We start from the raw sequence: 12,384 nt of genomic DNA, 5'->3' as shown, positions 1-12,384 counted from the left end.
CTCCTTTTATACTTCTTCTACTCTTCTTTTATGAAAACTTAATATGATCATACAGCATTAAAAATAAGCTCTATAGAAGGCGAAATCATTCGCTTTGATATTCTTCATTTCATGTCCTCATTTTTATAAAGTGTGATGTACATTAGGACAACTTCTTTTATCGATTGTTTGAACAGTTAAATAATCATATATCAGTATTTTATATCTTGTAATAACCAAAAAACGAGATAATCATGGCAGAAATCAAAGAAGGAATATTAGGTGCTGTAGTAGGAAAAGTAGGAACCGTAGTGGGCGTACTGTGGAGAGGGAGAAATATACTCCGCGCTAAGCCGCTAAAATCAAGTAAAAAAGCGACAGAGGCTCAGCTAAAACAATGGAATAAGATGAGTCTCGTCTCTACCTTCGCTAGTAAGTTCAAGGATTTTGTCAATGCGCATTGCCCTGCGGTCTACAACGGAGAGAAATGGATGACAGGAAAAGAACAAATGATTTCTAGACTGATGAAACAAGGCATCGCAATACATGAAGGAGAGCAATATGTACAAATAGACAAGGTGCTGCTCTCTATTGGAACCCTAGCTCCTGCTGTGATTAAGAAAATCAGCACACTCAAAACAGGTAAGCTAAAAGTACAATGGGATAATCATCTGATCAATCCCCTGACGCTAGATACAGACGTACTAACGATTATGGCGTATCACGAAGAATTAGATAAATTCACGACCATCTCTAATATCGGGCAACGCAAAGATAGATATACTCACTTCTCTTTACCTAAGGAATGGCAAGAGGGGAAAGTCTATCTGTGGAGTATGTGGAAAGCAGAAGATGGTAGTGTACATAGTACAAGTTGCTTTCATGGAACATTAGAAATGGATATTGAGGGGGCTGGATATGAGGGAACAGGGAACCGAGGAACAGGGAACAAGGGAACTGGGAACCGTGGAACAAGTAACAAGGGAACGGAAAATGAGGAAACTGAAAACAGAGAAACTGAAAACAGAGAAACAGATAACATGGAGACTGGAAACGAGGGAACACTTGTACCTATAACGGATAGTGTAAGTGAATCCTCACCTTCTATCTCTCTTATGGAAGAAGAGTCCACAACTAAAAAAGAACTACCACCTGGGCTCATCCGTCAAGTCAGAAAGAAAATCATAAAAGAAATAAAGTCAAGAGAGTATTCTACTAAAGATAATACAGATGAAGCGACGATGTATGGAGCGCGGTCTGTCTTAGAAGCACTAAAGGCTGAAAAGGAACAGAGAGAGTGAAATACCAGAGGTTAATTCACAGCACGTTATTCTTTAAATCTAGCAGAATATATCATAATAATTTTAACCCAGATTATGCAATAGACATATAAACGAAAAGTAATTATACAAAATAGGTTTGAATTAGTGATAAAAGCATACTATAGTATGGTTTTAGAGCTAATGAAAGAACTATGAAGTAGAATTGCTTTGTAGTATTTGGCTAATGCGTAATGTGGGTTAAAAGCACTTACACATTGTCTAAATAGCGAATATCTTCTAAATCAACAGACGCTAATTATACCATACTTACATATATAAAGTCACTTATGAACTGGGAGGATAAACTAAACAAGCTGGGAGGGATAGAAATACAATACATGATGAAGATGATGATTTAGAAGAAGAGTGGTTTACTGATGATCTTTAAAGTTACATCATATTGAATTGCTATAAATTAGATTTTGTATTGATTCGATTTCTTGTTCTAATTTAGAACTCTTTATTACTAGAGGTTTTACATTCTCTCTCCTCACCTACTCCTTAAAAATCAGAAGTGACAAACTTTAACTAATTCCAGCACTTAGAGGTAGATTATTTATAAATAAGTGTCAGAGTTTATCTATAATTATTATTTATATTTGTAGCGAGTTATAACAATATGTATTAAAAAGAAATAGAATGAATACAGACGAAAAGTTTCACGACGAAATGGGAGACAACCACATCGCATCTAGTGATGCAACTCCACTTAGAAGTGATGCATTTGACCGCACAGATGACGAAAAAATAGAATTGATAAAAAAAGATGTAGAAAACATTCTTAACACTTTAGGATTAGACTTAACAGATGACAGTCTTAAGGGTACACCTAACCGTGTAGCTAAAATGTTTGTAAAAGAGATGTTTGGAGGATTAAATCCTGCTAAAAAGCCAAGTGCTTCTACATTTGACAATAAATATAAATACAACGAGATGTTGGTAGAAAAGAACATTGTAGTTTATTCTACTTGTGAACATCACTTACTACCTATCGTTGGGCGTGCTCACGTAGCATATATATCTAATGGTACTGTAGTAGGTCTTTCTAAGATGAACCGTATCGTTGATTTTTATGCAAAGAGACCTCAGGTACAAGAGCGTTTAACTATTCAGATTGTAAATGAATTAAAACGTGTATTAAACACAGAAGATGTGGCATGTATCATCGATGCAAAACACTTATGTGTAAACTCAAGAGGAATCCGCGATATCGAAAGTAGTACTGTAACTGCTGAGTTCGGAGGAAAATTCCAAGATGAGAACGTTCGTAAGGAGTTCTTAAACTATATCCAATTAGAGACTAAGTTCTAAACATTACAAATTATATTATGCCTTTATATCAAGAACAGCAATTAAAAATGTACAACTCCATCACTGGAGAGAAAGAAGTTTTCAAACCTATCCATGAGGGTAAAGTGGGTATGTATGTATGTGGACCAACAGTCTACAACTATGTACACCTTGGGAACTGTCGTACTTTTATATCTTTTGACTTGGTATATCGTTATTTAAAACACTTAGGATATGCTGTGCGTTACGTTCGTAATATTACTGACGTAGGACATATGGTAGACGATGTAGATGAAGGAGAAGATAAAATCGCTAAAAGAGCGCGTATTGAGCAGATAGAACCAATGGAGATTGTTCAAAAATATACTTTGAACTTTCACAATATTCTAAAACAGTTCAATAACCTACCTCCTAGCATTGAACCAACGGCTACTGGGCATATCATTGAGCAAATAGAAATCATACAAGCGATCATCAACAATGGTTTTGCTTATGAGGTGAATGGATCTGTGTACTTCGATGTAGAGAAATACAATCAGTCTCATAACTATGGAATATTAAGTGGCCGTAAGATAGAAGATATGTTATCTAATACAAGAGATTTAGATGGACAATCTGACAAGCGCAATCCACTAGACTTTGCACTTTGGAAAAATGCAGAGCCTCAGCATATCATGAGATGGCCTTCACCATGGGGAGATGGATTCCCTGGATGGCATCTAGAGTGTACTGCTATGAGTACAAAATACTTAGGTAAACACTTCGATATACACGGAGGTGGAATGGATTTAAAATTCCCTCACCACGAATGTGAGATTGCACAGAATGAAGCTTCTACAGGTAACTCACCTGTAAACTACTGGATGCATGCTAATATGCTTACTCTAAACGGTAAGAAAATGGCTAAATCTACAGGGAATAATATTCTTCCTGATGAATTATTCTCTGGCGAGAACAATATCCTTAGCAAAGGGTTTGCTCCTGCTGTAGCAAGATTCTTTATCTTACAAGCGCACTATAGAAGTATCTTAGACTTCTCTGATGATGCTATCTTAGCGTCTGAAAGAGGATATCAAAGATTAATGGAAGCTATCAAATCTCTAAAAGATTTGAAAACTTCTAGCAACTCTTCTGTTGATATCACAAAATGGAGACAATCGTGCTATGATGCAATGAATGACGACTTTAACAGTCCGATTTTAATTGCAAACTTATTTGAAGCAGTTAAATTCATTAACCTAATTAAGGATAATAAAGAGACTATTTCGGCTACAGATTTAGATACTTTAATTAATAGTATGAGCGCATTTGTATTTGATGTATTAGGTTTAGAAAACACTGAAACAGCAAGTGCTAATAACGAAAAACTAGAAGGTGTAGTCAATATGCTTATCGGAATGCGCAACGAGGCTAGAGCAAACAAAGATTTCGCAATGTCAGACCACATTCGAGATGAACTAGCTAAAATCGGTATTCAACTAAAAGATGGTAAAGAAGGTACTTCTTTCTCTCTATAAATACACAAAAGAGGTTATTCTATGAATAGCCTCTTTTTTTATACATACCTCACCTACAATAGTTAAGTTTATTTTTTGTGATTATAAAATAGTCTTGCTAAAACTAATTCCTTCTACTCATTTCTAACCTAGAATTTCTTACTTTTAGCACTATAATTAAACTCATCGTACATTTGTACACTTTCATATTTCTGTTACTATGCTAAAGAAAATATTAATATTCCCATTTGTAATATTAGTCCGTTTTTATCAGCTGGCTATTTCACCATTCTTCCCTCCTGCTTGTCGATACAGTCCTACTTGCTCACAATACACCTTAGAAGCACTAAAAAAACATGGACTTTTTAAAGGTGGTTGGTTAGCTATAAAGCGAATCGCTAGTTGTGGACCATGGGGAGGTAAAGGATATGATCCAGTGCCTTAATTATTATTTAAGTAAACTAGGAACTGAGGAACACAAAACAGGGAGCTAGTAACTGAAATAGAAAACAAAAAACAATGAAGTACTCTTGGGTGTAAACCACAATTACTCTTTTGAGAATAAAGATTATTTCATACATTTATCATCTAACAGTATAAAAAACTATGATACATTCATTACATATGATTTGGAACCCGTCAGAAGGGTTAGATTTAGGATTTATTAAACTGAGATATTACAGTCTTATGTTTGTAATCGCATTTGGTTTAGGATGGTTCTTAATGAAAAAGATATATGATCGCGAAGGACTAAGTGTTGAGAAACTAGACAAATTATTTATCTATACTGTATTAGCAACTTTAATAGGAGCTCGTCTAGGGCATGTATTCTTTTACGATTGGGATTATTATAAAGATCACTTATTTGAGATTATATCACCAGTGCGTTTCACTCCTAAGTTTGAAATCGTTGGTTTTAGTGGATTAGCAAGTCATGGTGCAGCTATTGCTATTATCACTGTTATGTATTTTTACAGTAAAAAGATTATTCAAAAACCTGTACTTTGGATACTAGATAGAGTAATTATCCCTGTAGCAATAGGGGGAGTTTTTGTTCGTTTAGGAAACTTCTTTAACTCAGAAATTATAGGACATGAAACTACAAATGCTTTAGGTATTCGATTTTTAAGAGATAAATTCTCACCTAGAGAAGCAATGGAGATTACAGGAATTCCTGATTATAACCAAGCTTATGACGCGATAGCTCATAATCCACAGTTTGCAGAAGCTTTAAACCTAGTGGTAGCTAAACACCCTACTCAACTTTATGAGGCATTTGGATATATACTTGTGTTCATTATTGTTTACTATATGTATTGGAAGACAGATGCACGCAAAAAGTTAGGTTATATCTTTGGAGTGTTCTTAGTACTACTGTGGATGGTAAGATTTATAGTAGAATATATGAAAGAAAGTCAAGGAGGTTTTGAAGATCAACTAGGCAATATTTTATCAACAGGACAATGGTTAAGTATTCCATTTATCATCGTAGGGATTTACTTATGGGTTACTGCCAAGAATAGAGTATACGAATCATAAATATACAGAGAGCTAATCAATCTAGATTAGCTCTCTTTTTTTTATATTTCTCTCTTGAAAGTATAATAGATCCTTTGTGTTGTACTCCCCATAATACAAGGAGCTGTAGACACTAGCTCCCATCCTTGACTCCCTAGATCATTTAGTGTATCATCGGTCTCCTTCATTTCCATTTTTGCAAAGAATCCACTAGTCACTACTTCAATTGTTTTATATTCAAATCGTTTCATAATATTGTAATTAGTTCATTCTAAGATAATCAATTAAACATTACCTCTGGAAATAATTTCCTATTGTTTTGGCTGATTCTAACGTACCCTATTTTTAACTAAGGATAAAAATGTTTTAGTTAGTAACATCAATATTATTGGATATTCTTTTCTTTTTAACGAACGATTTCACAGATAAAATCACTACTTTTCTGAATGTAAACAAGGCATTCAATGGATAAGAACTATACGACTCAGGATAGAGGAAATAAAAAAGACTACCAGCAATATTTAGAAGCAATGGACACGATAGCTATCGAGAAGGTGGCTTCTGCAAGTGTGTTCTTTGAGGCCAAAGAGGGAAATGTTTTAGTAGATGTAGGAATGGCCTCAGGGACGAGTACAGCTATATTAGCTCAACTATTTCCTAACCTTCAAATAATAGGTATTGATATCAATCCTAAAATGGTTCAAATCGCTGAAGAAACGTATAACCTTCCGAATCTCTCATTCCAAGAAGATGATGGCGAAAAACTATTGACTTTTGAAAAGAATACAATTAGTGGATTCTTTAATTGTTCTGCCATTCACCATATTACTTCATATAACGACTATGACAATAACAGAGCATATAATACACTTCGCAGACAAGTAGAGTTATTGAAAGATAAAGGAGTGCTTGTCATCCGCGATTTTGTCAAAGTAGAACAACAAGAGGTTATACTAGAGCTATCTACTTTAGCTAAAGAGGACAATCCTAGTGATGCAGAGTTGTTCATTCAATTTTCTCAAACGGCTAGATCATTAGCAACAGAAAAAGGTTTTCCGATTGAAGAAATAGAGCCTCTAAAACCTAATACAAGGCGATTTCATGCATTTTATACTGATGTAGTAGAGTTTATTCGTCGCAAAGATTATTATGCGAATTGGGACATTGAGTTACAAGAAGAGTATGGATATTATACACAACAAGAATTTGAAACAATCTTTAAGGAATTAGGATTGCGAATCATTATATCTACTCCTATCTACAATCAATGGATCATTAATAATCGCTATGAAGACCAGTTTACAATCTATAACTTAGCAGGAGAAGAAATAGGCTTTCCTCCCACAAATTATTTGATTGCAGGAGAAAAAGTATCTGGTGGAAAACAGTTACAATTAACTAGACATTTACCAAAAAACAATACACCATTCTTAACCTTATCTACCTTTAAAAATATAAACACAAATAGGTTATATGATATTGTAAAACGACCAAATAAAGTAATTGATATTATCCCTTACAGAAATAGTGATAGTGGCTTAAAGGTAATCGCAAAACATGGATATCCTCGTCCATTAGCTAATGTCAAAACAGATAGCTCTATCTTAGATAATAAACAATATAGTGGCTATATACCCGAAGGGCTAGCAATAGCTGAAACAGATAATATAAAAACAGAAATAGAGAACAGATTTAATATAAAACTTGGGGAATATGAAACTACTTGTACTTCCCTAAATTACTACACCTCTCCAGGTGGTATCAATGAAAAGGTAACTTCTATATTCATAGAACTACACTCACCTATTTCATTAAATACTCCATTAAACGAAGGGTATTCAGGTTTTAAAGATTCTGGTTATTTACATGAATACGATGCTGTACAACTCCTTAATACTGCCCAAACAGGTGCATTAGTAGAAGCTAGATTAGAATTGAATATCTATAATCTATTTTTAAAGTTAGCTATACCATTACCTAAATGGTTAGGACAAAAAACAGCTATACAAAATGTAGAGAAGATTCATGCAACTGATTTAGAAAAACTATTACAGTTAAATACAAAAGAATACATCCATAATGACAGTCAAGCTGGTTTCTTAAAGACACACAGAGCTTCTTTTGAAGCAACAGGTATTGATAAAGACGCTGCGATACTAGAATATGTATCCCCTACTCATTATAGTACTAATACTGTAGTGACTCTTCCTGTATTTAAAAACAATGGTACCCTTTATGTAGGTCTAGAAACTAGAAGCCTTCCTGTACCACAAATATTCACTAACAATAGTACGATTATAACGGCACCAGCATTTCGGCTATCTAAAGAGGTTAGAAACTACTATGACCTAGAACAATATCTGAATACCCTGAAGTTTGGCAATAGCAATGTAATTGGATATTCAAAGTTAGGAGAAAAGTACTTTCCTACTATAGGCATTACACCCGAACAAGTATATCCATATATTATCCATCTAGACCAGCTTACTGATACACTACATTGGGTAGAAATAAATGACCTGATGAATAACCTAGACAAGATAGTTGATGCTCATCTTTTAATAGCATTATGTCGCTTACATCATAGTCAACAATAATAACGATTAGATTACTAGCCTAATTAACACTACTCATTGACTAGTCCTAAAATAAAAAAGCCACTCCTTGCGGAGTGGCTTTTTTTATAAATACAAGTTCTAAGATAGAATTAGTTTTTCTCAACTAACATTTCCTCTTGAGCTTCTCTATGTCTTCTTTCGATTTCTTCTTTATCTTTTCTTGGCATAGTATCCACTAATACTGGAGTAGCTAAGAATAATGAAGAATAAGTACCTACAATAATACCGATTAACATCGCAAAGATAAATCCTCTGATTGAATCACCTCCGAATACGAACATGATTAATAATACTAGGATTAAAGTAAGCGAAGTATTAATAGTTCTAGATAATGTAGTATTTACTGAATCATTAACGATCTTATTGAAATCACCTTTTGTTTTACCAGCGATGTACTCACGTACACGGTCAAATACAATTACGGTATCATTCATAGAATAACCAATAACAGTTAAGATCGCAGCGATGAAGTGCTGGTCAATCTCCATATGCCAAGGCATAAACTTATATGTTAATGAGTAAATACCTAATACAAAGATAACGTCGTGCGCAACAGAAACAATAGCTCCTAATGAATACTGCCATTTTCTAAAAGAAATAACTAAGTAAATAAAGATAGCAGCCATAGACCCTAATACAGCCCAATATGCATTCTGTTTAACGTCTTTTGCCATACTTGGTCCAACTTTAGAAGCTTGGATAACTCCTAATGTTTTTCCTTCTGTAGCATTAACGAACTCTTCATAAGTCATAGGAGATGAATAGTACCCTTTTAACCCTTCGTATAACTTCTCGTTTACTTCTTGGTCTACTGCAGCACCTTCTTCTTCTACTTTATATTTAGTAGTAAGTTTTAACTGTTGTTTATTTCCGAATACTTTCGCTTCAACATTTACACCAAATACTTCTCCTAGCTTATCACTTACTTCGTTAGCTGTAACTTCTTTATCAAACTTAACTTGGAAAGTTCTACCTCCTACAAAGTCAGTTCCTTGGTCAAATCCGTTGATTGCAAATGAAGCAAAAGAAACCACTACAATGATTAATGATAAACCATAAGTAGCTTTCTTCATTTTTAAGAAATCAAAGTTGAAGTTTGTAAACCAATTTTTAGTAATACTTGTACTGAATGCTAAAGTTCTACCAGCTTTAACGTCTCTATCCATAAAGATACGAGCGATAAAGATTGAAGTAAATAATGAAGTAGCAATACCGATTAACAATGTCGTAGCAAATCCTTTAATAGGTCCTGATCCAAAAGCGAATAAGATAACCCCTGTTAAGATATGTGTAACGTTTGCATCAACAATCGGACGCATAGCACCATGCCAGCTATAAGATTCTTTAATCGTATCTGCAAGATTCATTCCCTTGCGCAAACATTCTTTTGCTCGTTCAGAAATAATAATATTCGCATCCACTGCAGTACCCATCGTTAATACGATACCTGCAATACCTGGTAATGTCAATACAGCACCTAAACTAGCAAGGATACCAAATAAGAATAATAAGTTCGCTAATAAAGCAATATTTGCATACCATCCAGCTCTACCGTAGTAGAATGCCATCCAAGCAGCAACAATAATTAAACCAGCCACAGCAGATAACATACCAGCATCAATAGCTTGTTGCCCTAATGATGGTCCTACGATTTCAGATTGGACGATATCTGCACCTGCAGGTAATTTACCAGCACGTAAGATATTCGCTAAGTCTTTCGCATCAGCAACAGTAAAGTCCCCTGAGATAGATGATCTACCACCAGAGATAGGTCCACTAGTAACACCTGGAGCTGAATAAACGATATTATCTAATACAATAGCAATATTAGAGTGCTCTGTATAAGCTTTTCCTGTTAACTCTTCCCATACTTTAGCTCCCTTAGGACTCATTGTCATCCCTACTACAGGACGGCTAAATTGATCATACTCATCTTGAGCACCAGTAATAACGCTTCCACTTAAAGGAGGAATACCTTCTCTATTTGTTTTTAAAGCATATAACTCAACTAAATCAGGAGCTTTTTTACTTGGTTTACCCCATGCAAAACGAGCATATTTTTGATCTGCTGGTAATAAGTTACGTACATCAGCTCTGTTTAAATAAGCATTTACTTTAACTGTATCTTTCGTTTGGAAATATCCTAAGATTGGGCTTCCTTGTTGTCCACCCATTGCGAATAAGTCTAATAAAGGATTGAATTCTTTATTAGCTGCATTCCCCATAGAGTCTTTTGCTACAGTACCTAATAATGCTTCAACATCTGAGTTAGTTGTTGTATTATCAGTAACAGTCTCTTTTTGATTAGCTTGCTTTTCAGTTGTTTTTAAGTACTCATTAGCAGCCATGATATAGTTTCCTATTTCATCTACTTTATAAGTTTCCCAAAACTCTAACTGAGCAGTACTTTGTAATAAATTTTTAATACGATCTACGTCTTTTGCTCCAGGAAGCTCAACTAAGATACGCCCTGTATCCCCTAACATTTGAATATTTGGCTGAGAAACACCGAACTTGTCGATACGCTCTCTGAATACACGGTAAGCACTCTCTATAGATTCTTTTACTTTTTTATCTAAGATAGACTTTACTTGGCTATCAGACATTCCAACAGTAATCTCACTTAAGTTTCTGTTTGCAAAAATATCTGCAGCTGCTAATTTTACATTCCCTTTTGATTCTTTATCAAAAGCAGTGTAAAAAGCATCTAAGTAACTTTGATTACCTTGTCTTTGTGATTCAGCTTCTGCTAACGCTTTATTGAACGTAGCGTTCTTTGAATTATTAGCTAAACCTTTTAAAATGTCTTTGATTGATATTTGCAACGTAACATTAATACCTCCTTCTAAGTCTAATCCTTTATTGATTTGCTTAGCTCTCACTTCATTGAATGTTTGTCCTAAAAATACCGTTTGGTTACCAATTGAATCAAGGTATTGTAATTCTTTTGTCGAATCTCCACCAGCAAAAGCTTTCGCTTTATCCTCATAATGGTTGGTAACAAAGGTAAATGACAGTTGGTAAATACTTACCAATGCAAAGATAATTGCAAAAAATTTAACGAGTCCTTTGTTTTGCATTATTACTAAAAATTAATTATTTACTTTTTTTAAAACGAGCAAATATATGATATAGACAATGATTAAGCAATTCTTTCACTAAGAATATCAGCAAAAAGAGCTTTTTTCTATTACATATATTTTAACAATTAAACAATCTTTTACTATTCAATTGTTAATTCCTTATTTGTATCCCTAACAGCATTTGCACTATCTACAAATTTCTGAGATTCTTGCTCATTTAATTTTAATTCTACTATCTCTTCTATTCCTCCTTTTCCTATAACACAAGGAACTCCTATACACAATCCTTCTTGCCCGTATTCACCTTGTAAATATACAGAACAAGGGATTAACTTCTTAAAATCATTTAAGATACTATCCACAACGTTAGCTACAGCTGCTCCAGGTGCATACCATGCAGAAGTTCCTAATAACTTCGTTAGAGTAGCTCCACCAACCATTGTTGATTTACACACCTCTTCTTGTTCTGCTGCTGTCAACATCTCACTTACAGGAATACCTTTATAAGTAGCTAATCTGATTAATGGAATCATTGTAGTATCCCCATGTCCTCCAATAACCATTCCTTCAATATCTCCAACAGGTTTGTTTAGTTTTTGAGATAAGAAATATTTAAAACGTGAAGAGTCTAAAGCCCCTCCCATACCTATTACTTTCTTACGATCTAATCCTGATATTTTTAAAGCTGCTAGAGTCATTGTATCAAGAGGGTTAGTCACTATCACAAAAACAGCATTAGGAGAGTATTTTAAAGCACTTTCCATCACCGATTTTACTACAGATGCATTAGTACCTATTAATTCCTCACGAGTCATCCCTGGTTTTCTTGGAATTCCTGAAGTAACTACTACTACCTCACTATTAGCTGTTAAACTATAGTCATTAGTACTTCCCTTAACAATAGTATCAAATTTAGAGTTAGCTGCACATTGCATGATATCCATTGCTTTACCTTCTGCATATCCTTCTGCAATATCCACTAAAACTACTTCACTAGCGATTCTTCTATTAGCAATAACGTCAGCACATGTAGCCCCAACATTTCCTGCTCCAATAATTGTAACTTTCATAACTTTAT

9 protein-coding genes are annotated in these 12,384 nt (G+C 34.4%); 6 read left to right on the top strand and 3 right to left on the bottom strand.

Annotated features, from left to right (window positions below; all coding sequences use genetic code 11):
* Positions 1–233: 233 nt before the first annotated feature.
* The 5 genes from MYRA21_RS12175 to lgt all read left to right on the top strand — a co-directional run bounded on the left by MYRA21_RS12175 (position 234) and on the right by lgt (position 5,626).
* On the top strand, positions 234–1,280 hold the full coding sequence (locus tag MYRA21_RS12175) for a DUF6266 family protein (protein ID WP_039329185.1): 1,047 nt from the start codon (positions 234–236) through the stop codon (positions 1,278–1,280).
* A gap of 660 nt (positions 1,281–1,940) precedes the next feature.
* Positions 1,941–2,612: a GTP cyclohydrolase I FolE gene (folE, locus tag MYRA21_RS12170; protein ID WP_006259271.1), complete on the top strand. Its 672-nt coding sequence runs from the start codon at positions 1,941–1,943 to the stop codon at positions 2,610–2,612.
* Positions 2,613–2,629: 17 nt separating this feature from the next.
* Positions 2,630–4,108, top strand: coding sequence for a cysteine--tRNA ligase (gene cysS, locus MYRA21_RS12165; protein ID WP_006263282.1), 1,479 nt, complete (start codon positions 2,630–2,632; stop codon positions 4,106–4,108).
* A 199-nt stretch (positions 4,109–4,307) separates the two neighbouring features.
* Positions 4,308–4,532, top strand: a complete 225-nt coding sequence (gene yidD, locus MYRA21_RS12160) for a membrane protein insertion efficiency factor YidD (protein ID WP_006259273.1) — start codon at positions 4,308–4,310, stop codon at positions 4,530–4,532.
* 161 nt (positions 4,533–4,693) lie between these two features.
* Positions 4,694–5,626 carry a prolipoprotein diacylglyceryl transferase gene (gene lgt, locus MYRA21_RS12155; protein WP_006259274.1) on the top strand — a complete coding sequence of 311 codons (933 nt, stop codon included), beginning with the start codon at positions 4,694–4,696 and terminating at the stop codon, positions 5,624–5,626.
* A 41-nt stretch (positions 5,627–5,667) separates the two neighbouring features.
* On the opposite strand, the gene MYRA21_RS12150 is transcribed toward lgt, so the two are convergent.
* Entirely contained in the window at positions 5,668–5,856 is a 189-nt protein-coding gene (locus MYRA21_RS12150) for a DUF4177 domain-containing protein (protein WP_006260888.1), read from the bottom strand.
* A 213-nt stretch (positions 5,857–6,069) separates the two neighbouring features.
* On the opposite strand from MYRA21_RS12150, the gene MYRA21_RS12145 reads away from it, so the two are divergent.
* Positions 6,070–8,202 (top strand): class I SAM-dependent methyltransferase, encoded by a 2,133-nt coding sequence (locus MYRA21_RS12145; protein ID WP_006263281.1) that lies wholly within the window; start codon positions 6,070–6,072, stop codon positions 8,200–8,202.
* A gap of 110 nt (positions 8,203–8,312) precedes the next feature.
* Here the strand turns inward: MYRA21_RS12145 and secDF are convergent, their stop codons facing one another.
* Positions 8,313–11,303: a protein translocase subunit SecDF gene (secDF, locus tag MYRA21_RS12140; protein WP_039329182.1), complete on the bottom strand. Its 2,991-nt coding sequence runs from the start codon at positions 11,301–11,303 to the stop codon at positions 8,313–8,315.
* 143 nt (positions 11,304–11,446) lie between these two features.
* On the bottom strand, positions 11,447–12,376 hold the full coding sequence (locus MYRA21_RS12135; protein WP_006259278.1) for a malate dehydrogenase: 930 nt from the start codon (positions 12,374–12,376) through the stop codon (positions 11,447–11,449).
* Positions 12,377–12,384 lie beyond the last annotated feature (8 nt).

The organism is Myroides sp. A21, from assembly GCF_000807225.1.
Classification (GTDB): Bacteria; Bacteroidota; Bacteroidia; order Flavobacteriales; family Flavobacteriaceae; genus Flavobacterium; species Flavobacterium odoratimimum.
This window is presented reverse-complemented; position numbering and strand designations above follow the sequence as displayed.

Bases quoted from the DNA above. Each gene is read 5' to 3' on its own strand.
- MYRA21_RS12135 (WP_006259278.1), bottom strand. From the start codon at position 12,376: ATGAAAGTTACAATTATTGGAGCAGGAAATGTTGGGGCTACATGTGCT.
- cysS (WP_006263282.1), top strand. From the start codon at position 2,630: ATGCCTTTATATCAAGAACAGCAATTAAAAATGTACAACTCCATCACT.
- MYRA21_RS12150 (WP_006260888.1), bottom strand. From the start codon at position 5,856: ATGAAACGATTTGAATATAAAACAATTGAAGTAGTGACTAGTGGATTC.
- secDF (WP_039329182.1), bottom strand. From the start codon at position 11,303: ATGCAAAACAAAGGACTCGTTAAATTTTTTGCAATTATCTTTGCATTG.
- lgt (WP_006259274.1), top strand. From the start codon at position 4,694: ATGATACATTCATTACATATGATTTGGAACCCGTCAGAAGGGTTAGAT.
- MYRA21_RS12145 (WP_006263281.1), top strand. From the start codon at position 6,070: ATGGATAAGAACTATACGACTCAGGATAGAGGAAATAAAAAAGACTAC.
- MYRA21_RS12175 (WP_039329185.1), top strand. From the start codon at position 234: ATGGCAGAAATCAAAGAAGGAATATTAGGTGCTGTAGTAGGAAAAGTA.
- folE (WP_006259271.1), top strand. From the start codon at position 1,941: ATGAATACAGACGAAAAGTTTCACGACGAAATGGGAGACAACCACATC.
- yidD (WP_006259273.1), top strand. From the start codon at position 4,308: ATGCTAAAGAAAATATTAATATTCCCATTTGTAATATTAGTCCGTTTT.